A 24,322-nucleotide genomic window follows, 5' to 3' on the forward strand; every position below is an offset into this window, starting at 1 on the left:
TTTACAAAAAATAAAAAAGTAATAAAACTATATTCATAGATGACAATTAATTATATAGTTAACTAATATGGTGAAATACGGGTGGTGAGTTTTTATGCAGTTAAATCAATCAACAGGCAGTGAAACAATAGCTAAAAAATATATGAGTGAAATTGAAATATCCTCTCAGTTTGAAGGAATAGATGATTTCTTTGAATTGGAAGCTAAGCTTTTGTATGAAATTCACCATTTGGAAACGGAACAAGCAAAGAAAACCTTGCATCTAATTATCGATCTAATATCTCTGAGAGCAGGTAAGCAGACGATCCGTGGAGTTAAAAATTACTTCAATGTGCTGTCATCCATTATGGCGAGGAAATTATATGAAAACCAAGTGCCTTCAAAAAAGGCTTTTGCTTTTAATGCAGCCTGTATTGAAATGATTGATTTTCATATGAGTGACGCGGCATTCCTTCAATTTGCAGATGATTTAATCGATTTTTTTGTGTCCGTAATTTCCGAAAGAAAACAACCTACCTTCAGTCATCAAACCGTAAATAAAGTAATTTTGTTTATTAACGAGGAAGTAGAATCCGAATTGACAGTAGAAGATATTGCAAAGCATTTCCAAGTCAGCACGAGCCACCTATCACGAATTTTCCGGGAACATGTTGGGATTACGCTGGTAGAATATTTAAATGTCAGACGTGTGGAAGAATCACAATACTATTTGCGCCATACAAACAAAAGTATTTCAGCGATTTCAAGACAATATCATTTCTGCAATCAGAGCTATTTCACCCGAATATTTAAGAAATATACAGAGGTTACTCCTAAACAATTTCGTGACCAAAAAGAACATGAATATTTTAGGTTTACATTACCAACAACAGTTTAAAGAGTCGTCCATACGACTCTTTTTTCTCTGGATTTGAAATTTGGTAGTCATATAAGGTATACTTTTCTATAGTTTAAAAGATGAAGGTGAACCTAGTGAAGAAAAAAATCGGATTACTGTCAATGCTTGTGATGGCTGCCGTAGTTTTAAGTGGTTGTTCGGGTGTTGAAAATAAGGAAGGGTTTTTCTATGACTTTTTAGTATACCCTTTTGAATATTCGCTTAACTTTTTTGGTGATTTGTTTAACGGAAGTTTCGGCTTAGCTATTATTGCGATTACTGTATTGATTCGACTTATTTTAATGCCTTTAATGTTGCGTAACTATAAAAATCAACAAGGCATGAAAGTCAAAATGGATGCAATGAAGCCAGAAATGGATGAAATCCAAAAGAAAATTAAAGCATCGAAAGACAAAGAAGAGCAAATGAAGTTACAGCAAGAGATGATGGGACTTTACCGTAAACATAATGTAAATCCATTAAATATGGGTTGCTTGCCTATGTTGATACAAATGCCAATCATTATGGGACTTTATTTTGCGATTTTGCATTCTCCAGAAGTAAAGGATCATCAATTCTTATGGTATAGTTTGGGATCACCTGATATTATCATGACGTTGATTGCAGGTGCTGTTTACTTCTTACAAGCAAAAGTGTCATTATGGACCGTTCCTGAACAACAAAAGCAGCAAATGAAGATGTTTGTGTATATCTCACCAATCATGATTATGTTCGTGTCATTTACATCGATGGCAGCTCTACCACTTTACTGGACAGTTGGTGGTTTACTGTTAATATTCCAAACCTATTTAGGACGCAAGTTTTACTCGAATCATCCTGAAAAAGCATTAGAAGAATAACATGAAAAAGTCGGTGGCACATTGCCCCGACTTTTTTTCTAGGAGAGAGCATGATGAAGACTAATTGGTTGATCGGTTTACTCATGACCGTTTTAAGTATATTGGCCATTGTATTTATTATTAAAGGGAACATTAACATGGCTGTTTTGTTCATGACCGCGATATTCGCCATAACGAATGGTTACCGTGCGATGAAGTTAAAAGAAAGTGGATTTGGCAAAGAGGCTAAGTGGATGAAATCGGTAGCCATGTTGTTTGTACTTGCATTTTTCGTAACACTTTTAATGATGTTTCTTTAAAAGTGTATAAACTATAAATTTTAAGCCATCATGCTAATGAGAGATTATATTCATGCATGGAGGTTTTTAGATGAAAAAATGGATGGTAGTATGTGTTGCTATACTCATATCAGGATGCATTCCCCAAAAAGATTCAATTCCAGTAAGTGGTGTGATTGAACATTCTCTTGCAACCACTATTGTAGATGCCACTGGTAAAGGAATAGGTTCAGCAGAGTTAACCGAAACAGAATCGGGGGTTAGAATTCATCTAATGCTGAAAGGACTGACACCAGGAGTCAAAGCGGTTCATTTCCATGAAGTAGGAAAGTGTGAAAATCCGAAGTTTACAACTTCAGGAAGTCATGTGAATCCTGCAAAAAAACAACATGGTTTTGAAAATCCCAAAGGGTTTCATGCCGGAGACCTTCCTAATTTGACCGTGAACGAAAATGGCGAAGTAGATTTAGAAATTACTTCTCCTCATGTGACACTAGAAAAAGGAAAATCAAATTCATTACTTGATGATGATGGAAGTGCATTAGTGATTCATGAAAAAGCGGATGATTATGTGACGGATCCTTCAGGGAACTCGGGAGATCGAATTGCTTGTGGAGTACTCAAATAAAAAACGTTCGTAACCTTTAACGGTTGCGAACGTTTTTCTGTTTATTGTCTCTGTTTTTGTCTCGGGTTCTATCTTCTTTACGGTTTTCTAAGAGTTCATCTAATTGATGCATTAATAGTAGCACGTCGAACTTTGAGATTCGTGACATATAGACACACTCCTGTCTCGATTTTGTTACTATATGATTCGTATTGCAAGATAGTTTTCTGTCCGTCTAATGAAAAAAGTTTTTAATATGAGAACTTTTTTCTTGTAAGCAGTACGATAACGATGGATGGAATGGAACATAACGTCATGCCCAAGAAAGCGGCCCCTGGATGAATTTCATATAAATATCCGCCTGCCAACGTCAATATAGCAGTACTTAAACTAAAGGCAAATGCGGCATACATTCCTTGAGCCGCAGGGATGTCACTGGGAGATAGACTCCTTGAAATATACTGGATAAAGGCATAATGCGCCACACCAAAAGAAGCAGCGTGAAGTAACTGAGAGATGTTAAATACCCAAACGTTGGGGAAAAGAAAGATCAAGACCCAACGAATAGTGGATCCGATGCCAGCAATCAAAAACATGGTAGACACTTTGGTGTTGGCGAAGAGTTTGTCTGCTCTAGTGAAAAATAAAATTTCCAAAAGAACCGCGACATTTAAAACTAACCCAATATATAAACTGTTCACGCCAAGATCTTGTAGGTAGATATAACCAAAGTTGTAATAGGAAGCATGGGCTCCTTGGAGTAATATAGCAAGAATCAACACGGTTACAAAAGGTTTGGAAGAAAGTAAACGTTTGAAATTGGATTTTCTGTTTTCTCCATCAATAGACTTGTGTTTCACGGTAAGAGAAACAGGAGCTGGACGCGTATGCAAAATCCACATAAAAGCAAGTCCAGCCAACATAACCCATAGAATAGCCTGTTCCGACCATATAGCTACAACCGCTCCGATGAGTAAGAGACCTACCGTATAGCCAATTGAACCAAAGGAACGACTTTTTCCGTAATGTATTTGTTCATTTTGAATTAAAACCGACGCGCTACTTTCCATCGCAGGAAGCAAATTTGGATAAACGAAATTAAAAGCAATAGTGATAAGTAGTAATGACACGAATGTGTTGGCGGGAATATACAATGCCATGACCAACAATGACAAAAATGCCGTCCACATCATCACTACACGAAGAGAGAAGATTTTCGTAGCTGAAGGAAATAACACAAATGTAGATATGGCACGCGCCAGCATTCCTGCCCCCATAATAAGACTTGCATGAGAAACGGAAAGTCCTTTTTCAGTTGTTAACCAGCCTGTCCAAAAGGGGAGGAATACGCCCCATGTAAAGAAGAAGGCGAAGAAATTAGTAGATAACCATTTTTGCGAATTTATCATAAATGAAACCTCTTATCTATTTCAATAGTCTAATGTATTATAGCGAAAAAATATTGATGGGTGTCATCTATAAACAATTTAATGGTAAAATAAATATAAGTAAAATGAAAGAAGGCTTCTCATGCAATCTCCAAAATACCGTTTTAATAAAAAAGATAAAAAGAATTGGCCAATTGTCCTCGCTGTTATTCTAGGTAGCCTTGTATTACTTGCACCTGTGGTTTGGATGGGATTACACAACTGGAGTCTGGATGAAAGTTTAACTGCTATGAATTTTCAAAAAACAGATGAACCTGAACCATCACATAGTACGGACAAACCGGTGGATGAAGTAAATGAAGATCCAAATCAAACTCAAAAGCCGAAACTGCCTAAAGAAACTGTCCCTCCAAAGAAACCGGAAAAGACTGAAACACCAGTCGAGCCGAAAGAAAGTCCATCACCACCAGTTGAAAAACCAGCAAGCGATGAATATATACCAAATCAAAAATATCCATCAACCCCGACACTCGTAGAAGGGTTTGTTATTGCAAATAAACACTATCCATTACCGACAGACTACAATAAAGGCGAAGATTCAAAGGCCCGTGAAGCTTTCGATCAAATGGCAGCTGCCGCTAAACTTGATGGCTTTGAACTGGTAGCATTCAGTACGTTCCGTTCTTTTGAGCGACAAGAGACATTATATAATCAATATGTTTCAAAAGACGGTCAACAAGCTGCAGATCAGTATAGTGCACGCCCTGGATACTCTGAGCATCAGACAGGTTTGGCTTTCGATATAGGAGAGAGAAACTTTGAACAGCACTGGGCTTCTGCTTCTTTTGGAAAAACACCAGCAGGCCAATGGATTGCAAATAATGCCCATAAGTATGGGTTTATCATGCGATATCCACTTGGGAAAGAAGAAGTAACGGGCTATATGCACGAGTCATGGCATTTCCGTTATGTAGGAGTAGAGCCTGCTACGGATATGTTTACACATAAACAGACGCTGGAAGAATATTTAGATCTATAAAAAGAAGAGGATTCGTTTCGTTCCTCTTCTTTTTATTTTGTATCGATATGTTAATGTAGTTATCCTTAATCTGGAGGCTGTGTAAAGTGTCTAACCTTACGCTTTCCGGGAACCACTTTGCGTACCAATGTATAAGATGGGGTAAAAGGAGTCCATACATGACGGTTAGTGAAAATACCCAATATGTCTATACGGTTCAGCCTAGTGATACCCTGTACAGCATTGCCAGGCGTTTTGGCAGTACAGTCGCTGCTATTGAACAAGCAAACTCCCTATATCCGCCCTTCACCGATCCTGGCTCGATCTTTCCCGGTCAATTACTTATAATTCCGGGGGGAAGATTCGGTTTTCAAAATGAAGTGTATTACGTAGCCTCCCCAAGTGACACTTTGTTTTCCATAGCACAACGTTTTTCTGTGTCTACAGACCTTTTATTTGGCATTAACTCACAGATAGCGGATCCCAATTTTATTTATTCAAACCAAGTCATTCGTGTCCCGGCATTCATATATGAAGTATCTAGTGGAGACTCATTATCACGAATTTCCAGTCAAACAGGAGTGTCTCTGGAAAAAATAATTAGAGCGAATGAACGTCGGGCAGGATTTTCGCCTGAATTGCTGTATCTTGGCTATCGCTTACTTATGCCGTTACCTGCTTCCCGCAACATACTGGTCCTACATCCATTGCCAGGGGATGTACTTCAATCAGGTGGCTTAATTCAAGGAATGGCAAGGGCTTTTGAAGCAAATGTTCTTTATAGCATCTTGGACACACAAGGAAATGTGGTATCCAAAGAGAAAAGCATAACGGCCCGTGCAGCCGGACCTGAATATGCTGAATTCTCCACCAATGCTCAATTCGAGCTTAAACCCTCCACGCCTACAGGTGAATTAAGAGTCTATACACGAAGTGCCAATGATGGAAGCATTCAAGATTTGGTAAGAGTAAAGGTTCGGTTTGAAGAATAATAAATAGTCTATGTTAAACTATCCTGTTGTTTATCGTACATTTGCTCTTGCCGGTTCATCCGCGGAAAGGGAGCCGACTCCCTCTCTATTTTTATATCTATATTAGCTAACCGTATAGTTTAAAAGAGCATGAATCAAAAAAGACACTCAAATTTCTGAGTGTCTTTTTCTTGGTTATATATTATCGATTATCAATCGTTTCTGGATACATGTCGTGATTCATCATTCGATGTGCAGCCATTTCTTCATATTTGGTACCAGGTTTTCCATAGTTCGTATAAGGGTCAATACTGATGCCGCCACGCGGAGTAAATTTGCCCCAAACTTCGATGTAGCGTGGGTCCATCAATTCAACCAAGTCGTTCAAGATGATATTCATGCAATCTTCATGAAAGTCTCCATGATTTCTAAAGCTGAACAAATATAATTTTAGGGACTTACTTTCGACCATTTTAATATCAGGAATATAACTGATATAAATCGTAGCGAAATCGGGCTGGCTAGTGATTGGACATAATGAAGTGAACTCCGGGCAATTGAACTTCACGAAATAGTCTCTATATGGATGTTTGTTATCGAATGATTCCAACACACCGGGATTATATGAAAAATCATATTGTACATTTTGATTGCCTAATAAACTGATTCCTTCTAAATCTTCTTTTTGACGGCCACTCATCTTATTTCCTCCTAGTTAGACACCGCGTTTATTTCCCCAAACTAATGCGTGCAATTGGGGCAATACTTTAGCATCGTTCATAATAGTAGATTTCATGGCACGGTCAATCAGCCATTCAAATCGGGTCAATAGAGTCGAAACCAATGCTTGGTCATCGACGGTTAGTACATCTTCATTTCCGACCTGCAAGTAGAAAGGAACGGCCGGATAACGCATGTGTACCATTTCTGCAAAATCAAAGTCTTCTTCATTGAAAACGACAACCTTCAGACTGATATGGGAGTCTTTTAAATTCCTCATGAAAGTATCAAGTTTGTTAAAATCAGTCACCATTAGCGAGCTCGGTGGTTTTGGGGAAATCGTGATATCATCGATTTCTGTTAGCCAGTCTTGCCAAAATGATCCTTGTGTTTCAATGGCCACTTTCCATCCTTGCTCGTGACATTGGTTGATGAATTCACCCAACCCTTTATGAAGAGCAGGATTCCCCCCTGAAATCGTTATATGTGAAAAAGCGTCTCCGCCGATTTCTTTGAGTGAAGAAATGATTTCCTCGGGTTTCATCGCAGTACTTTTACCGGTTCCATCCCAAGTGAATTTGGAGTCACACCATGAACATGAATAATCACATCCGCCCGTACGGACAAACATAGTCTTTTGTCCAATGACCATTCCTTCACCTTGTATGGTGGGTCCGAATATTTCCATCACAGGTATTTTCATAGCAGATCCTCCGCTTTCGGACGATACACAACATAGCTGGTAGGGGTTTCACGAACCACAACTTGAATACATTTTGGTTGGTTGGACAAAGTCATCAATTTCTGTTGGATGGTCGTCCAAATCACTTGAGCTACTTGTTCGGTCGTAGGGTTATTCTGTTTGAATTCTGGATGATCATTCAGCACTGTATGATCATATTTTTTGTGAATGAGATGTTTAATCACTTTGAAATCAATAAGAAAACCCATTTCATCCAGTTCGTCTCCAGCAATCGTAATGTTGATGAAGTACGTATGGCCGTGCATATATTGGCAGTTGCCCGCGTCGGCATGTGGAATGAAATGCGCCGCAGACAAATGCATATCTTTGTTTAATTCAAATCGGTAAGTATGAGGTGTTTGTGGGTAAAATTGCTGAATCACTGGGCTGCACTCCCTTGTTTTTCTTCAAGGTAAGTTGTTAACCCATTTTTGCGCAAAACGCATGACGGACACTCGCCACAGCCATCCCCGCGAACTCCTTCATAACAAGTGAGTGTTTTGGTGCGGACAAAATCCAACGCGCCTAATTCATCAGCGAGTTTCCATGTTTCCGCTTTATTCAACCACATTAATGGTGTTTGGAATTCAAGTGAAGTATCCATAGCCAGGTTAATGGAAACATTAAGTGCTTTTACAAATACATCACGACAATCTGGGTATCCACTGAAATCAGTTTCACAAACGCCTGTAATGATATGGCGTGCCCCAATTGACTGAGCATAAACGGCCGCAAATGATAGGAATAAATGATTTCTTCCTGGGACGAATGTTGATGGCAATTCACCATCGACTGCATCGGTTACTGCAATGTCATCTCTGGTAAGTGCATTGGCAGATAGCTGGTTGATTAGTGTCATATCCAACACTTTAAATGGCACGTTTAATTCCTTGGCAATTTCTTCTGCACATGTAATTTCTTCGATATGTCGTTGACCGTAGTCAAACGTAACTGTATACACTTCTTCGTACTGTGTTAAAGCCCACAGTAGACAAGTGGTACTGTCCTGGCCACCACTAAAGACGACCACTGCTTTTCCTTGTTTCATTGCTCATTTCTCCTTTTGAAGAATGAGTATTCGACATCTCTATTTAGGTGATTCAGTTTTCGAACATCACATATAAACATGAAAATGGCAGTCACCGAGCGAATCGGCGGATGCATGAACTGAATTGGGGCTGATTAAGCACAAAAAACTGTAATGCTAAGCAACAGTTTTCACCTTAGTTTTTTATAGAGGGAGTTTGCGAACCTCTTCCTATTTTGTTACATCGTACATAATAGCACAGAACGGATAGAGTGCATATAAAATAGGGGCTTTTAATCGTGTTGAGTCCGTTGCACCAAATAAAAAGGCATGAAGATTAAATTATCTTCATGCCGGTTTTAAAGTAGTCATTATTAAAGAATAGGAGATAGAAGTCTGGAGAAAGACTCCTTCAATTTAATTATTCTTGTCCGGGATTCATAGAGTTCCCATGTTAACTCCCTGGATAACAACATATCCTGCTCAAATAACTCAGCCAATTGATGGGAAGTTTCCCGATCATAAATAAAGGCATTCACTTCGAAGTTTAATTTGAAACTGCGTACATCAATATTTGCTGTCCCAACAGTAGAGGCTTCATCGTCGACTACAATCATTTTCGTATGCAGGAAACCATTGTCGTAAATATATACTTTTGCCCCTGCTTTTATTAGATTGCCGACGTACGAGTAAGTCGCCCAGTAAACAAACATATGGTCAGGTTTATTTGGAATCATAATCCGTACATCAATACCGGATAGACAAGCAATGCGAAGTGTATCCATAAAACTCGCATCGGGAATGAAATAAGGTGATTGAATATAAATATATTTCTTAGCCATTGTAATTAACTTCAAATAACCATTTTTGATTTGTTCCCACTCTGAATCAGGTCCACTTGAAACAATTTGCAAGCCGACTGATCCTTTCAAAGGAATAGCAGGGAAATAACGATCGGAGTATTCGATATCCTGTTCCTTCGATGCCGCCTGGTTCCAGTCCAAAATAAATCTTGTTTGCAAAGGGTGAAGGGCACTGCCTTCAATGCGTAAATGTGTATCGCGCCAATAGCCGAATTTGCGGTCTAATCCTAAATACTCGTCTCCAACGTTAAATCCACCAATATAGCCGACGCGTCCATCAATTACAACGATTTTGCGATGATTACGGTAATTCAATCGAGGATTAACGAGCGGCATGATCGAAGGGAAAAATGCTTCCACTTCGCCACCTAAATCCATAAGTTCCTTGAAATGTTTTTTACGAACTCCCCGTGAGCCCATATCATCAAAAAGTAAACGGACCTTCACGCCTTGCTTTGCTTTTTTAATGAGTACATCATAGATACGACGACCGAGACCATCTAAACGGAAAATATAATATTGAATATGAATGTGGTCTTTCGCATGTTCTAGGTCTTCTAATAAAGCGGAAAACTTTTCATTTCCATCATTGTAAATCGTCAATGCATTATCCTGTGTCAGTACAGCATGATTGTTACGCAAGTGCATGTAAATCATATCTTGGTAGTCTTGGGAATCGTCAAGACGATACTCAAAAGTTCCATCTTCGATGGCATCAATTTGATAATCTATCAAGTTATCAATCCCGATTTTACTGCGACCTTCCCATCGGAATAAATGCCTTTTGCGTAATTGTCTACCCAACATCAAATAAAGAATGAATCCTAGGATAGGAATAAAAAATAAGACCATCAACCATGCCCATGTTGAAGAGGCATCTCGCCGCTCAAGGAAGATTAACACAATGGCTAGAAAAATATTAAGTATGATAATGGCGGAAAAGCCGATGCCGAGTAAATTGGCAGCCATATAGTCCCTCCTAAATAATCTGATTTGGTCATATTTAAGTATAGCTTAAAGTAACATAAGAAAGAAGGGGGTGAAAAATCGAACAGTTAAATGAATGTTTCTCGACTCCTTAAGATTTTGGCACACGTGGTGACTTTATTATGAGCAGGGGGGATTATTTTGGATTATTTATTTATCATTATCAATGCCGCCATATTGCTACTCTTAATTGGACTTCTTATATATATGGGACGGAAGCATATTTCATTTTCAAAAAGGGTGTTCACAGGACTTGGCTTAGGGATTGCATATGGTCTAGTTTTACACTATGTATATGGGACAGATTCTGAAATACTGAGTGAATCAGTCCAATGGTTCAATCTAGTTGGAAATGGTTACATCAAATTGCTTCAAATGATTGTTATGCCATTAGTATTCATTTCTATCCTTTCAGCCTTTACCAAGATTACAATCGGGAAAAATTTCGGCAAAAAGACGGGCCTTATTTTAAGCTTATTGATTGGTACTACAGCAGTTGCTGCTGCAGTCGGAATCCTTTCAGCGGTTGTATTCGATTTGGATGCTTCACAAATTGTGAGCGGAGACGCTGAAACGGAGCGCGGCGCTTACATTGAAATGCGTACGGCAGAAGTGGCTGATCTAACATTGCCACAACAGATTGTTGATTTGTTACCAGGAAACCCATTCCTTGATTTCACTGGTGCACGACCGACTTCCACTATTGCAGTTGTCATTTTTGCTGCATTTTTAGGCTTCGCTTATTTAGGAATAGCTAGAAAAGAAGAAGAACATGCGGCTGTACTAAAAAGCACCGTGGATGCAGTTTATGCATGGATCATGCGTGTTGTGAAAATCATCTTACGTTTGACGCCTTATGGAATTTTGGCCATTATGGCACGCACCGTTGCCATGTCTGATTTTGATGCCATTTATGATTTAGGTAAGTTTGTCATTGCATCATACGTCGCATTGATTATTATGTTTGCTATTCACTTATTGATCGTTTCACTTTCTGGATTAAACCCATTCACTTATGTGAAAAAAGCAGCTGAACCATTATTGTTTGCTTTCACTTCACGATCAAGTGCAGGTACTTTACCACTGACAATCAATGCTCAAACTACTCGTTTAGGTGTACCAGAAGGTATTGCTAATTTTGCAGGTTCATTCGGATTATCCATTGGCCAAAATGGTTGTGCAGGTATTTATCCTGCGATGCTTGCGGTCATGATTGCGCCAACAGTAGGACAAAATCCATTAGAGCCGATGTTCCTGTTAACGTTGATTGCTGTTGTAGCCATTAGTTCGTTCGGCGTGGCTGGGGTTGGCGGAGGCGCAACTTTTGCTGCTATTCTCGTATTGTCCGCAATGGATTTACCTGTTGCATTAGCCGGGTTACTAATTTCAGTCGAGCCTTTAATTGATATGGGACGTACAGCGCTAAATGTAAGTGGCGCTATGGTGTCAGGTGTTACGACTTCTAAAATAACAGGCGAGCTGGATACTGATATGTACAATGAAGCAATCGATAACCAAACGGTGTAAGGATATAACGTTTTATTGAATGACGGGGGTACTCCATTAGTGTATAACACTTTTGGGGTACGCCCGTTTTTTACTTGTTTCAAAATTGTAATTTTGCATGAAGCTTAGATAAAACACTCCTGACGTCCGTCTCTTGCTACGTCTGCAGACGGATTAATTACATACGCCTCCTTGATATCCTTAAGTACATAACATTACGGGTAAGTGAGCGGGAGGAATTCATATGTTTGCTATCGTCAAACCACAAGGGTTTTTTGGTTGCAGAAGAGACATGAACTTAGAAACGACCGTATCGTCTGAAAAAACGGGCAGGGTGGAAGTTGCCCCGTTACCGATGAACGTGAAAGAAAAGGATTCAAACAACCATAAGAATTTGTGAATATGGGCCGTACAAAGGATATGCACAGCCCATCTTTTTATGAGCATGGGGGTTTTAAAGGGAACTGTATAAAATTTCTTTAAAATGACAGAACTTCCAGTCCCCTGAAACGTCCAATTTAATAAAGTGGAAGGTGCATGCAATGTATTGGTGTAAAATCGCTCGAACAGCGAAAGAATTTGAGGCAATAGCTAAACTGAATTATGAAACATTCGTAGAGGAGATACCTCAGCATGAACACCATCCGAGTGGCAAACGTACAGACGAATTCCATGCTGAGAATACATATTTAATCGTACTGAAAAACCAAGAACTAGTGGGAATGATTGCCCTTCGTGATGAACGCCCATTTTCCCTGGACCGCAAAATGGGACCGGTAGAACGTGGGCTTCCTGAAGAAGCGTTGGACGGCAAATTATGTGAAATACGATTGCTTTCGGTCCGCAAAGATCATCGGAACGGTCGTGTATTTTTCATGCTGGCACGTGCATTGGCTGACCATGCCTATGAAAAAGGCTATGGGGCAGCGGTCATTTCAGGAACCGTCCGGGAATTAAAACTTTACGGCCAACTCGGTTTCAAAGCGTTTGGAAAACCTGTAGGAAGTGGGGAAGCCATTTTTGTCCCCATGTATTTGACTAAACAGCATTATGAACAATCGGTTGCTGCTCGCTTTCAAAGCAAGCGCTATACTTTCTATCCGGGTCCGAATGAATTAAGTGTGGAAATGAAAAAAGTTTTTCAGCGCTCACCGATCTCCCATCGGTCATATCAATTTGAAGCGTCTCTGAAACGGGTACGGACCATGCTCTTGGAAATGGCAGGGGCATCACATATTCATTTGCTGGCAGGAAGCGGGACACTTGCCAATGAAGCCATGATCGCCCAAATTACACAGCTCAAATCCAAAGGGGTAATTTTGGTTAATGGTGCATTTGGGGAACGTTTGAAACAACAGGCTCAAAGATGGGGTCTGGCGTACGACACTATAGAAATGGAGTGGGGAGAGCCATTCGATTATTCAGATGTGGAACATCATTTGAAGTCTGGTATGTACGGATGGATTTTACTGACACATGGGGAAACCTCCACAGGGATGCTGAATGATGTGGCTCCGATTAAGAAACTTTGTAATGAACTTGGAATCAAGGTGTGTATGGATTGCGTCAGTTCGTTCGGCGCAGTTCGCTTTCAGCTTAAAAATATCTACTTGGCAACGGGTGTAAGTGGGAAAGCAATCGGTTCGATGTCTGGAATGGCAATGGTTTTTTCAAATCACACAATCGAAGAATCACAGACCATTCCAACATATTTGGATCTGGGGTGTTATTCGAATGGTCAAATCCCTTTCACTTATTCTTCTCAAATGCTTGCAAGCCTTGAGATTGCGTTGGGTGCATACAAGCAAAATGAACGGTATGACTTGTTAAATACCCGCTATCAAACGCTTTTAATGGCGGAAACCAACAAAGAGCTTGAATTTTTGACTGGGCAGGGCTATCCAATGATTGTGACCCTCAAAGTTCCGTCGAAAACGGAGTACCTTGTCAAGGATGCGAGACTTTCTGGATTTGATCTTCATGCTCAAAGTGAATATTTGAAGCAAAGAAAGTGGGCCCAACTGTCACTCATTCAGCCAGATTTTGAAGAAGCTTTCGAGAAATTCCTATTGTGGCTTCATCATTACAAAGCATATGAAAAGCAGTGAACTCAGAAGGAGTCACTGCTTTTTAGCAAGTCGTTATACGTATGGAGAATAAACGTTTTATATGGTGTTTCGGGTAACGGTAGAATCAAGTCATGACCAATCTTGGCTTCATTCACCGCTTTTTCTTTATCACCAAGTTTAGCGTAGCATTTCGCACGATAGGCATGAACCTCATAACTCATTGATAAATCAAGTGGGTGATGGGAATAGTCGGGCACTTTATATTGGTTTAGTAGCGTCAGCGCTTTATTGATTTGACCCAGCCCGAATAATGATTTTCCTTTTTCGAGCAGGTAGTGGTTGGTATCCTCTGTATTCTTATACAGTTCTTTTCCGAGTTCTAGAAAACGTTCGATATGGGTCAGCCCTTTATCGTACTCATGTGCATAGGAATTGTAATAATGTGCTTCCAGTAATTCTGCCATGGCTGTGGAATAAAGATTTTCTGCGAATTCCCCGTATTGTCTGACCTTGCGGAGATAGTATTCACGGTCCGCATCGTTTCCGTTGATAATGGCCTGGGCTCCAGCCAATCGATATAAATCGTCGATGCGGTAAAAAATTCGTTCTTCTTTTGAGTAAATTAAGGCTTCATTCATTTTCAACTGGGATTCTTCATATTTGCCAACTGCGGAATATAAAATGGATTCAATGTACATGTAGTCAAGGGTGGTCACGGCATCCAGTTTGATAGCGGGTGAATCAAAACGGGCATGCTCTTCCAAAATAATCGACAAGGCTTCTTCGTAAGCGTGTTGGTTGAACTTGATTAATCCTTTAAACATCGCTAGCGATGCCCACTGATTGTATAGATGCAATTGCTCGTAAAGTTTCATTGCCTGATTATAATAGGTTTCCCAATCATCCCGTTTTAAATAGTAGCCGCATTTACTGTAAATCTCGAGTAAACGTGCTGATTCGTAACTGATTGACAATTTATCGACAACCGGCTGCACGAGTTCAATGATTTGTTGGTGTTCGTCCTTTAAATCCGAGAAATCCACTTTATATAATTTTTCCACTTGGGCCAACAAACTTCTTTTTTCCGTTTGACTGACGTCTTCCATCAATTCGGACGATTCAATCCCAAGTCTTTTTGCAATATAAGATAAGCTCTCCATAGAAGGTTGGGCTTTGCCGTTTTCAATTAAACTCAACATCCCTTTTGTTAGCTGATCTCCAGCTAATGCTTCTAATGTGAGTTTCTGTTGCTTGCGTAATTTTCTGATACGTAATCCAAGTGAATCCATAACAATCTCTCCATTTCTAATTAGTTTAATTATATTAAACTTTTGGTTGCAAGGGAAGTTTTTTCATGTTATTATTTGTTTAATTAAATTAAACTTTTGAAAAGGGGAATGAGTCATGGAAGAATCCATGAAGTTAAAAAAAGCGACCTATCACTTGTGGACGTTCACCATTAGTAAATTAATTTCGACGTTCGGTGTCAGTGTCTTTTCGTTTGGAATCAGCTTTTATATTTTATCTGTAACAGGTTCTGCAACGAGCTTCGCTATAGTGCTGATCTGCAGCATACTGCCAAGAGTTCTCGTTGCGCCGTTTGCAGGGTATGCAGCGGATAAATATCCGAAAAAAATGATTGTTATCGTTGCACAGATATGTAGTGTGTTGGCGGTAGGCGGGTTATTGGTTGTTAGTCTAACTTTTGGTCTTTCACTGATCGCCATTTATATTACGCAAATCATTTTATCAATTACCTCGTTGTTTTCTGGGGTTACATTCAGTTCTTCCATTGCAAATTTGGTGGATGATGCACGAATTCAAAAAGCGATGTCTTTCAATCAAATGTCAATGTCAATTGCATCAATAGGAGGACCTGCGGTAGGAGGTCTATTATTCGGTCTGGTATCCATGAAAATGTTCCTCATCATTCACATGGTCAGTTACATCATTGCTGTCATTCTTGAATCCACTATGGATTTCAATTTGTACTCGAAGAAAGCGGCTGAATTTATAGAAGAGAAAAAAGAAACGATGCTTGAAAACATGAAAGCTGGCATCACTTACTTGAAACAGCACAGGGTACTTTCGGTAATCGTATGGGTAGCGTTAGTAATCAATTTCTTTTTCGGTGCGTTTACGGTTGGTTATTCTTACATCCTCGTAGAAGAACTGAAGGTTCAATCCGCCCATTTCGGTATAACGGAAGGATCAATGTCTATCGGAATGCTGTTGGCTTCCATTTATTTAGCCGCACGCAAGGATATTAAGTTTCCGCTTATTGTCTCGAAAAGAGGGATTATTATAATGGGGCTTCTGATGGCCACTGCCACGCTGCCCTTACTTGTGACTCTTTCTTATATGGGGATTGTCAGTTTCTATTTCGTTCTCATGTTCTCATTCGGTGTGGCCATGATTTTTGTTAATACACCGATTGGCGTCATGATGCAAAAACAAATAGCGGAGGAGTACAGAGGTCGAGTTTTCGGACTCCTTGAAACTATGGCTATGTCATTGATGCCACTTGCGATGGTGTTGTTCGGTTTCTTGTTCGATATCGTACCTGCACAATATGTATTGCTAGCTTCAAGTTCCATTATGTTGGCAGCCGTCATTTACATGCTTCGACCATCCGTCATGAAACAAGCACATCCGGATTTGAAAGTAGAAATGGTTCCTGAACCAATTAAAGCTGTATCAACCCAATAAAAAAATCCAGCCCCTCAAATCATGAGGAGGCTGGATTTTCGTTTTTCAATGACTTACTGGAGTTGCGGAACAAGATAATTAAGACAATAGAAATCAGCGCAAGAACAGCTGATAAAACATATACGTTATCTGGCTGTACGGTGAAAATCCATGTGAACAGAAGGGGACCGATAATACGACCCATATTGTCCATCGAATACGTCATACCTGCCGCTGTTCCATACCTGCCACCAGACTCTTTTGTCGTCAATGAAACCAATACTGTTCGTGCAAGTGCATTTCCGGCTGTAAAGACGCTGAGTGCAAAGCCGGCCCACAGAAGGCTGCCTGTAAATAGTAATAATATCAGTCCAATGGCTGTTACTACCTGTGCCGCCATAATCCATTTCGTTTCCTGACCATTTTTCACACGTCGAACGACACCGCCTTGAATAGCGGCATCTACTAAACCACTTGCCATAAATAAATAGCCGAGTTGCAGAGGAGTAATCGATATTTTATCAATTTGGAACAACTGGAATGTAGCTTCCAGGCCTGCAAGCAGAAACGTCACCATAAATGAGAACAAGAAGAGATAGCGAATTCGATACTGCCAGAGTTTGTTGGCACCTTTTGGCACAATGGCTCTTTTTCTTGCTTCCCCTCTAGATTCCGGTTCTTTTAAAATAAGACCCGCATACACCATCAAGGCTAGTATCAATAAAGCCGAAACAATGAAGGGAAGTTGCAGTGTAAGGCCACCGAGGACACCGCCAATAGCAGGTCCGAAAATGAAACCGAGTCCTATTGACATCCCAAGCAAGCCCATATATTTGTTGCGTTCTTCTTCAGTCGTCATATCCGCTACAAACCCGGTAACGGCTGTATATAATGCTCCGGAAAAAATACCTCCGACGATTCGTGAGACATATAACATCGGTAGCTGCTCAATAAAGAGAGCGAAAATCAAAAAACTCATACTGAAACCTAATAGGCCAATCAGAATTAATTTTTTTCTTCCTGTTCGATCCGATAATGAACCCCACAGTGGAGCTGTAAAGAAGGAAGCTAATGCATAAATCGTCAATAATCCGCCAACGTGAACTTCACTGTAACCCTGCTCCAAAACTACCTCAGGCAGAATTGGAATGATGATTCCAAAACCTAAATACACAAAAAATTGTACAGACATCAATAACAAAATGGCTTTCTTCATTTCAAAAGAACCCGCTTTCTAAACTCAATCCATATAATTCATTTTACTCGCAAATCAACCTTCAAACAACAAAGGAATAAAAGAAAAGTGGAAAGCGCATATCTAGCCTAAGGGCGCGTGGAACTAGACATATAAAAACTTGAAAGAAAGATAATACATATAATAATTTATGCTTTTTATAAGTAGAAAAAAACCCGCAGATAGTAATCTGCGGGAGAGAATTAAAGTTTTGCACGTTGAAGACGCAGTGCATTTAATACAACCGAAACCGAACTAAATGCCATGGCAGCTCCAGCAACCCAAGGTGCAAGTAAGCCGGCAGCCGCAATCGGGATGCCGATAGAATTGTAGGCTAATGCCCAGAATAAATTTTGTTTAATATTTCGTACTGTCAAACGACTCATGAGTAATGTGTCAGGTACACGCAGTAAATCTCCGTGCATCAATGTTACGTCTGCCGCTTCCATCGCAACGGCCGTTCCAGTGCCCATGGCAATTCCGATATCAGCAACGGCTAAAGCTGGAGCGTCATTGATGCCGTCACCGACCATGGCAACCTTGCGACCTTCATCTTTCAGAGATGTGATGACTTCTGCTTTTTTCGTAGGGAAGACACCTGCAACGACATGCTCGATGCCAACTTGTCTCGCAATCGCCTGCGCGGTTGTTTCCTGATCGCCAGTTAACATCACCACGTGAATGCCCATTTGCTGTAACTTTTGAATAGCTGCCTTTGAAGTTTCTTTTACTTGATCAGCGATTGCGATCGTGGCGACATGAACATCATCAACGGCCATGAACATGACCGTTTTCCCGTCCTGTTCGAGTGAAGAAGCTTGATCCAATGCCGAGTCTAACTCGATCGTGTGGTCAGACAAAAGTTTACGTGTGCCAATGACAATTGCTTTGGAATTAATAGTACTCTTAATGCCGTGCCCTGGAATCGCTTCAAATGCAGAACTCTTATACTGGATTTCATTGATTTCCTTACCAAAAGAAGTAATCGCATGTGCTACTGGATGCTCAGAATTACTTTCGGCAGCCGCAGCCAACAGAATGAGTGTTTGTCGATCCTGCTGATTTGCAACAATAAACTCTGTTACAGCAGGTTTACCTTTTGTGATGGTTCCAGTTTTATCGAACACAACCGTATCTATAGATTTTGTGTTTTCCATTGCTTCAGCTGTCTTGAATAATATCCCAAGCTCAGCCGAGCGACCTGATCCCGCCATAATTGAAGTAGGAGTTGCAAGCCCAAGCGCACATGGACAAGCAATGACCAGTACAGCAATCGTACTTTCCAATGCCGAGGCAAAGTTACCGATGTCCACAAAAAGGTACCAAACTAGGAAGGTCAGAAGAGCAAGTCCTACAACAACCGGCACAAATATACCCGAGATTCGGTCTGCCAATCTTTGTATCGGAGCTTTGGATCCTTGTGCTTCTTCAACCACACGGATAATGGAAGACAGAACGGTTTCTTTACCGATCTTCGCAGCTTTTATTCGCAGTGCTCCATTCGCATTGATTGTTGCAGCGAAGACTTCATCATTTTGTGCTTTTTCAACAGGCAAACTTTCTCCGGTCAGCATGGATTCATCCACCGCAGATGAACCGGATAGGACAACGCCGTCAACCGGAATGGATGCACCTGGCTTAATAAGCAAGATATCGCCTTTTTGCACAGATTCTATAGGGATTTCACGCGTCAGGCCATTTTCCTCAATTATGGCTAATGACGGTTGAAGATTCATTAATTTTTTTATAGCATCTGAAGAATGCCCTTTCGCACGCGCTTCGAAGACTTTCCCTAGTAAAATAAGGGTAATCAACACTGCACTTGTTTCGAAATACAGTCCGAGCATATGTGTTTCCCCGTGTTGCAAGCTATCCAATACGAGATAAATACTGTAAAAATAAGCTGCCGATGTACCGAGAGCAACTAAAACATCCATATTGGCACTCTTATTGCGAAGTGCAAAATACGCCCCTTTATAAAACATCCAGCCAATCCAAAATTGAACCGGTGTCGCTAATGCCCATTGAACAAATGGATTCATTAAAAGCTCTGGAACATATAACGCTGAAGTAAATGAAAAATGTCCTAACATTGTCCATAAAAGGGGAAGTGATAGAATGGCAGAAATCCAGAACAAACGGGTTTTCTTTTGAATGTCCGCTTTTTTATAATCAATGGCTTCGGCTTTTGCATCATTTTTGAAAGTTGCATCGTACCCTAAATCTTGGATTTTCTTCACAATGTCATGTGGGTTTGTCTGATTCGGATTAAATGAAATCTTTCCTGTTTCAAGCGCTAAATTTATGGCTGCTTCATTTACACCAGGCAAATTATTCAATCCTTTTTCAATACGGGTTGAACAAGCTGCACATGTCATTCCTTGAATTCTCAGGTCAACTTGCTCACTGATTACGTCATAGCCAAGTCCGCGAACTTGGTCTTCTAACTGATTCGGTTGAATGGTTTTCGCATCGTATGTAATATGTGCTTTTTCAGTTGCAAAGTTAACGGTAGCGGAAGATACACCTTCCATTTTCTGAAGCCCTTTTTCAATGCGATTTGCACAAGCTGCACAAGTCATACCGGTTATCGATAATTCTTGTTGAGTTTCAATCATAATTTTACCTCCTTATACATACCTTTACGGGGTATATAAAATGTTGAAAAAAAACTGCGAATTTCGCAGTCTTATTTTAATACTTATTTAGCCACCGAGTATCCTTGCTCTTCTATCGTATCCGTAATTTTTTCAACTTCAACTACGTCTTTGTTAAATTCAACACCCACTGTGCCGTTTTCCAGATGTACCTGCACGTTATCAACACCAGAAATTTTTGTAACACTGCTTTCAATTGCTTTAACACAATGTCCACAAGACATACCTTCCACTTTTAATGTAACGTGATCTACCATTGGAATTCCTCCTCGTTATTTTCGCATTAGTTTTTGAACCGTTGTTAGTAATTCATCCAGCACATCATCTTCGCCTGCAGCTAATCGTTCTTTCACACAGCCTTTTAAATGACCAGCAAGAAGAACTTTTGCAACACTGTTTAAGGCAGATTGAGTTGCTGATAATTGGGTAATAATATCATCGCAATAGACATCTTTATCAACCATGCCTTTAATCCCGCGTATTTGTCCTTCAATTCGGTTTAGCCGGGTGGTTAAATCTTTTTTTACGGAATCTGGATGATGGCTTTTTCTACAAGTCGTTGATTCTAGAGGTTCCTCAAGTGGTGAAGCATCAGTATTAGTGGTCATGATTTTATCACCTCCAGATTTTCTTAAGTATAAAGTACCGTCGGGGGGTATGTAAAGAAAAGAGAATCAAAAATCCCCAAACTTGAAAAATAAGTTTGGGGGGGTGGTTTAAAGATGTCTCGGTTCTGAAATTTCATGGAGAGCTTGAGAAGCTTCATGTGCTGTCTCACTTGGTACAGATAAATCTGCAAGAGCTACGAAGCCAACAAGTTGTTCATTCTTGATGACAGGAAGTCGGCGGATACGGTGTTGCGCCATGATTTCAGCCGCTTCCTGAGAAGTAGATTCAGGACCTACAGAAATGACTTCATCCGACATGACATCTTTTACAAGACGCTTGCCATTTTTTGCAACAGACCTTGTAACGATATCTCGGTCAGTAATCATCCCGATTACACTTGAACCTTCAACTACTGGCATACATCCGATGTCCAAAGCACGCATGCTTTGGGCAATTTCCGATATTAAATCGGTAGGTGTACATGTCACGATATCTCGTGACATGATGTCTTTAATTTTCACAAGAATCCCTCCTTATAATAATGGTTAGTATGATTTACAAAGGACTAAAATATGTAACAAAATTGAAAGATTTAAAATAGGCTAAACGTGGTATAATAAGTGTATAAAATAGAAAGTCAAATTTATAAAACGATTTTCTTGAACCTGAACCTTTTAGTAAATGAATACGTTCCTAAACTAGAGGAAGGATAGAGGTGGATTGGATGACGAAAGAAGTTGATTTGCGAAAAATCGTTTCGAACTTGTCAAAGTTGGGTGTCACCGTAACGCTTACCAAATCTCGTCTCGAAATGTTAAAAGCACTCGCTGCACCAACTCAGACTCCACATACTCAAGGCTGAATCCACAACTTAGATCATACATTCGAGACACCTACCAAAAAGTAGGTGTTTTTTTATACGAACTTTTGATAATTTTTAAAATGATTCTTATAAAAATTAGTGGGAACCGGCTCCCTTTCCGCAGACAAACCAGCTAGCCTCCTCGTCAAATTCGAGAAAGTTGCTCCAAAATTTAAAAGTTGCCCCAATCACAAAATTCACCCCAACAAAAAAGGATTACGCGATAATTGCGTAATCCTTTTTTATTATTCATCGTCAGAAGAACCAAACATATACGTGCGGTGATGGAATTTCATGCTGAACACCAATCCTAAAGCCAGCATATTCCCCATTAACGAACTACCCCCATAACTGATAAAAGGAAGCGGGATACCCGTTATCGGTAATAGCTGAATGGTCATCCCGATGTTTTGGAATACGTGGAATGTAATCATGGCAATAATGCCGGCACATACATACGTACTAAATGGATCTTTCAGCGTTAATGTAATTTTGGTCAAGTGGTAAATCAGCAAGAAAAACAGACTCACGACAATACTTGCGCCAATAAATCCATACTCTTCACCGATTACCGTGAATATAAAATCTGTATGATTTTCAGGAACGTATACTTCACGTCCTTGATAGCCTTTACCGGTAATTCCACCAGAGCCGATTGCGGTCATCGCATTAATCAAGTTATAGCCTTCCGATGTTGAATAGGAATACGGATCAAGCCATGAATAAATACGACCGAACTGATAAGCCTTAAAGCCGAATTTTTCCGAAAGAAAATCCTGCATGAAAACAGCCATCCAGAGTAAGGAACCTCCGATTAAAGCGGTTCCCGCAAAAATCGGAACAATCAACTTCCATGTGACACCACCCACAATAATCATTGCTGCGGTGATGGCCAAAAATACAAGTGAAGTACCAAGGTCTGGCTGTTGCATGATGAACAGTAAAGGTATAAGTGCCGTCGCCATGATTTTCCCCAATAGAATTAGGTCTGTTTTCATTGTTTTTGACACGAAATTTTCATGATGATTACTAATCATGCGTGCCATTGCTAAAATAAAGAACGTTTTCATGAATTCCGACGGTTGAATGCTCCCGATACCCGGTAAGTGGAACCAACTTTTTGCTCCACCACGTTTTTCAGCGATTTGACCTTCGCCGCCCGGTGCCAAAACAAGGGCAATTAAAATGAGAATCCCAATAGCATAAAGAACCCACGACATCTTTTTATATTGTTCGGGTTCGAATAACATAGTGAATCCTATAATCACTGCACCCACGATGTACCATAAAACTTGTCTAGGGATGAAATTAATCGGGTATTGACCTGATGATTGTGCAGACGAAATTGCGAACAAACTTACAATGAATAGCAGTAATAATATAAAAGCCAACGTCCAGTCGAAACGATCAGCAAATCCTTTGTTATTTTCCATAGTTGTCACCTGAATTTCTAATTTAAAGTTATAACTTATCAATTATACCGTAAAAGATAAGCAAATGCTTGTGCAGTATGTACTGACGAAGAACATCTTAAAATGTTTCATTCTTCTCAAAGTGAGATTATAATGAAAGGAGGAATGGAGTGATGATAATGGTGAAAAAGGCACGTGATACAGAAGATTACCTTCACCATATTTATATACATATGAACGAGGCTGATCAATTTGTGATCTTCAGCGGTCTTACAATGCAACAATTTGTCCTAAATGCAGGACCATTGCAACATCTATTGTTACTTAAGCATGAATACGAAGATAGTTCGTTTAACATGCATACCCAGCTGGAATTTGTACCAGATGAAGAGGTCTTGTCATTTACCAAAGAATTTATGGATAAACCAACTGATTTGAGATGGATTGATTTTGCGGATGAACGCAGACTCAATATGTTAACGCCTCAGGAACAAGCAGAACTATTATATATCGGGCATAAAAAAGAACCGATTCGATCACCATTTTATTATCAACTCCAAAATCGTTACGTCTATTTATCCAATGAAGAAGAGAGTATGACGAAAATTTATTTTCGTGAATTGAATGATTCAATTCATTTGGTCGTTAATATACTAAATCAAGTGGTCCGTGACAAAGAGAGGGGTGCTCCTTTTTGGCGCAGGAAACAAAAAGAAGGGTACCCTGAACTGACGGTGGACCAATTTATTACACATAAACCTTTGATGAAGGAAGGCGTACTGCTTTCGTTATTCAAACTCGAAAAATCAAAAGCAAGCTATGATTTAGAAATCCGTTCTTTGCCAGAATCGGTATTCCCCGATGAAATATGGGACGAATTAACTGCAGTCATGAAACAAAATCCGGACGAAACCATCCGATTCTAACTACAATCCCTTGCAAAGATG

The 24,322-nt window shown here is 39.9% G+C and carries 26 protein-coding genes and 1 riboswitch; of the genes, 12 read left to right on the forward strand and 14 right to left on the reverse strand.

Translation table 11 applies throughout. The features are described 5' to 3' along the window. Positions 1–94: 94 nt before the first annotated feature. From HMPREF1210_RS15875 to HMPREF1210_RS15890, 4 genes are all read left to right on the forward strand, one after another. Positions 95–877, forward strand: a complete 783-nt coding sequence (locus HMPREF1210_RS15875; RefSeq protein ID WP_016429722.1) for a helix-turn-helix transcriptional regulator — start codon at positions 95–97, stop codon at positions 875–877. Between the two features lie 95 nt (positions 878–972). Further along, positions 973–1,737, forward strand: coding sequence for a membrane protein insertase YidC (gene yidC / locus HMPREF1210_RS15880; protein ID WP_036660322.1), 765 nt, complete (start codon positions 973–975; stop codon positions 1,735–1,737). A gap of 53 nt (positions 1,738–1,790) precedes the next feature. Beyond that, complete coding sequence (locus HMPREF1210_RS15885) at positions 1,791–2,036, forward strand: hypothetical protein (RefSeq protein WP_036660327.1); 246 nt, start codon at positions 1,791–1,793, stop codon at positions 2,034–2,036. Between the two features lie 70 nt (positions 2,037–2,106). Further along, positions 2,107–2,643, forward strand: a complete 537-nt coding sequence (locus tag HMPREF1210_RS15890) for a superoxide dismutase family protein (RefSeq protein ID WP_016429725.1) — start codon at positions 2,107–2,109, stop codon at positions 2,641–2,643. 16 nt (positions 2,644–2,659) lie between these two features. Here HMPREF1210_RS15890 and HMPREF1210_RS18535 read toward each other — a convergent pair whose 3' ends face one another. Next, positions 2,660–2,791 (reverse strand): hypothetical protein, encoded by a 132-nt coding sequence (locus HMPREF1210_RS18535; RefSeq protein ID WP_016429726.1) that lies wholly within the window; start codon positions 2,789–2,791, stop codon positions 2,660–2,662. Positions 2,792–2,873: 82 nt separating this feature from the next. After that, positions 2,874–4,031: a 3-phenylpropionate MFS transporter gene (locus HMPREF1210_RS15895; RefSeq protein WP_016429727.1), complete on the reverse strand. Its 1,158-nt coding sequence runs from the start codon at positions 4,029–4,031 to the stop codon at positions 2,874–2,876. A gap of 121 nt (positions 4,032–4,152) precedes the next feature. Here HMPREF1210_RS15895 and HMPREF1210_RS15900 point away from each other — a divergent pair, with 121 nt between their 5' ends. Further along, positions 4,153–5,049 (forward strand): D-alanyl-D-alanine carboxypeptidase family protein, encoded by an 897-nt coding sequence (locus tag HMPREF1210_RS15900; protein WP_016429728.1) that lies wholly within the window; start codon positions 4,153–4,155, stop codon positions 5,047–5,049. 158 nt (positions 5,050–5,207) lie between these two features. Beyond that, complete coding sequence (locus HMPREF1210_RS15905; protein WP_016429729.1) at positions 5,208–6,020, forward strand: LysM peptidoglycan-binding domain-containing protein; 813 nt, start codon at positions 5,208–5,210, stop codon at positions 6,018–6,020. Positions 6,021–6,201: 181 nt separating this feature from the next. Here HMPREF1210_RS15905 and queF read toward each other — a convergent pair whose 3' ends face one another. The 5 genes from queF to cls form a co-directional block, all read right to left on the reverse strand. Next, a complete protein-coding gene (gene queF, locus HMPREF1210_RS15910) occupies positions 6,202–6,699 on the reverse strand; it encodes a preQ(1) synthase (RefSeq protein ID WP_016429730.1) in 498 nt (165 codons plus the stop codon). A gap of 15 nt (positions 6,700–6,714) precedes the next feature. After that, positions 6,715–7,422, reverse strand: a complete 708-nt coding sequence (gene queE, locus HMPREF1210_RS15915) for a 7-carboxy-7-deazaguanine synthase QueE (RefSeq protein ID WP_016429731.1) — start codon at positions 7,420–7,422, stop codon at positions 6,715–6,717. Further along, entirely contained in the window at positions 7,419–7,844 is a 426-nt protein-coding gene (gene queD / locus HMPREF1210_RS15920) for a 6-carboxytetrahydropterin synthase QueD (RefSeq protein ID WP_016429732.1), read from the reverse strand. The genes queE and queD overlap by 4 nt, the downstream gene beginning before the upstream one ends. Continuing rightward, positions 7,841–8,509, reverse strand: coding sequence for a 7-cyano-7-deazaguanine synthase QueC (gene queC, locus HMPREF1210_RS15925; RefSeq protein ID WP_016429733.1), 669 nt, complete (start codon positions 8,507–8,509; stop codon positions 7,841–7,843). Before queC ends, queD begins: the two co-directional genes overlap by 4 nt. Before the next feature lie 169 nt (positions 8,510–8,678). Next, a riboswitch (PreQ1 riboswitch) is annotated at positions 8,679–8,722 on the reverse strand. 140 nt (positions 8,723–8,862) lie between these two features. Further along, a complete protein-coding gene (gene cls / locus HMPREF1210_RS15930) occupies positions 8,863–10,320 on the reverse strand; it encodes a cardiolipin synthase (RefSeq protein ID WP_016429734.1) in 1,458 nt (485 codons plus the stop codon). Positions 10,321–10,545: 225 nt separating this feature from the next. Between cls and HMPREF1210_RS15935 the strand changes: the two genes are divergently transcribed. From HMPREF1210_RS15935 to HMPREF1210_RS15940, 3 genes are all read left to right on the forward strand, one after another. Continuing rightward, positions 10,546–11,865 (forward strand): L-cystine transporter, encoded by a 1,320-nt coding sequence (locus HMPREF1210_RS15935; protein ID WP_081637845.1) that lies wholly within the window; start codon positions 10,546–10,548, stop codon positions 11,863–11,865. A 223-nt stretch (positions 11,866–12,088) separates the two neighbouring features. After that, positions 12,089–12,244: a hypothetical protein gene (locus HMPREF1210_RS18155; RefSeq protein WP_016429736.1), complete on the forward strand. Its 156-nt coding sequence runs from the start codon at positions 12,089–12,091 to the stop codon at positions 12,242–12,244. A 142-nt stretch (positions 12,245–12,386) separates the two neighbouring features. Beyond that, positions 12,387–13,952, forward strand: coding sequence for a GNAT family N-acetyltransferase (locus HMPREF1210_RS15940; RefSeq protein WP_016429737.1), 1,566 nt, complete (start codon positions 12,387–12,389; stop codon positions 13,950–13,952). A gap of 2 nt (positions 13,953–13,954) precedes the next feature. Here the strand turns inward: HMPREF1210_RS15940 and HMPREF1210_RS15945 are convergent, their stop codons facing one another. After that, entirely contained in the window at positions 13,955–15,202 is a 1,248-nt protein-coding gene (locus HMPREF1210_RS15945) for a helix-turn-helix domain-containing protein (RefSeq protein WP_016429738.1), read from the reverse strand. Positions 15,203–15,317: 115 nt separating this feature from the next. On the opposite strand from HMPREF1210_RS15945, the gene HMPREF1210_RS15950 reads away from it, so the two are divergent. Further along, positions 15,318–16,622, forward strand: a complete 1,305-nt coding sequence (locus HMPREF1210_RS15950; RefSeq protein ID WP_016429739.1) for an MFS transporter — start codon at positions 15,318–15,320, stop codon at positions 16,620–16,622. Between the two features lie 19 nt (positions 16,623–16,641). On the opposite strand, the gene HMPREF1210_RS15955 is transcribed toward HMPREF1210_RS15950, so the two are convergent. The 5 genes from HMPREF1210_RS15955 to HMPREF1210_RS15975 all read right to left on the reverse strand — a co-directional run bounded on the left by HMPREF1210_RS15955 (position 16,642) and on the right by HMPREF1210_RS15975 (position 21,622). Continuing rightward, positions 16,642–17,817 carry an MFS transporter gene (locus tag HMPREF1210_RS15955; protein WP_016429740.1) on the reverse strand — a complete coding sequence of 392 codons (1,176 nt, stop codon included), beginning with the start codon at positions 17,815–17,817 and terminating at the stop codon, positions 16,642–16,644. Between the two features lie 221 nt (positions 17,818–18,038). After that, on the reverse strand, positions 18,039–20,453 hold the full coding sequence (locus HMPREF1210_RS15960; protein ID WP_016429741.1) for a heavy metal translocating P-type ATPase: 2,415 nt from the start codon (positions 20,451–20,453) through the stop codon (positions 18,039–18,041). Positions 20,454–20,536: 83 nt separating this feature from the next. Beyond that, positions 20,537–20,749 (reverse strand): copper chaperone CopZ, encoded by a 213-nt coding sequence (copZ, locus tag HMPREF1210_RS15965; RefSeq protein WP_016429742.1) that lies wholly within the window; start codon positions 20,747–20,749, stop codon positions 20,537–20,539. A gap of 15 nt (positions 20,750–20,764) precedes the next feature. Continuing rightward, positions 20,765–21,100, reverse strand: coding sequence for a metal-sensitive transcriptional regulator (locus HMPREF1210_RS15970; RefSeq protein ID WP_016429743.1), 336 nt, complete (start codon positions 21,098–21,100; stop codon positions 20,765–20,767). A 108-nt stretch (positions 21,101–21,208) separates the two neighbouring features. After that, positions 21,209–21,622, reverse strand: coding sequence for a CBS domain-containing protein (locus tag HMPREF1210_RS15975; RefSeq protein ID WP_016429744.1), 414 nt, complete (start codon positions 21,620–21,622; stop codon positions 21,209–21,211). A gap of 203 nt (positions 21,623–21,825) precedes the next feature. Between HMPREF1210_RS15975 and HMPREF1210_RS18270 the strand changes: the two genes are divergently transcribed. Next, the gene (locus HMPREF1210_RS18270; RefSeq protein ID WP_016429745.1) at positions 21,826–21,963 is read left to right on the forward strand and encodes an Lmo0850 family protein; all 138 of its coding nucleotides are present in this window, start codon (positions 21,826–21,828) and stop codon (positions 21,961–21,963) included. Between the two features lie 245 nt (positions 21,964–22,208). On the opposite strand, the gene HMPREF1210_RS15980 is transcribed toward HMPREF1210_RS18270, so the two are convergent. Continuing rightward, positions 22,209–23,396 carry an FtsW/RodA/SpoVE family cell cycle protein gene (locus HMPREF1210_RS15980; RefSeq protein WP_016429746.1) on the reverse strand — a complete coding sequence of 396 codons (1,188 nt, stop codon included), beginning with the start codon at positions 23,394–23,396 and terminating at the stop codon, positions 22,209–22,211. Positions 23,397–23,548: 152 nt separating this feature from the next. On the opposite strand from HMPREF1210_RS15980, the gene HMPREF1210_RS15985 reads away from it, so the two are divergent. Beyond that, positions 23,549–24,301, forward strand: a complete 753-nt coding sequence (locus tag HMPREF1210_RS15985; RefSeq protein WP_016429747.1) for a hypothetical protein — start codon at positions 23,549–23,551, stop codon at positions 24,299–24,301. Positions 24,302–24,322 lie beyond the last annotated feature (21 nt).

The sequence above is a fragment of the Paenisporosarcina sp. HGH0030 genome, from assembly GCF_000411295.1.
Taxonomy (GTDB): domain Bacteria; phylum Bacillota; class Bacilli; order Bacillales_A; family Planococcaceae; genus Paenisporosarcina.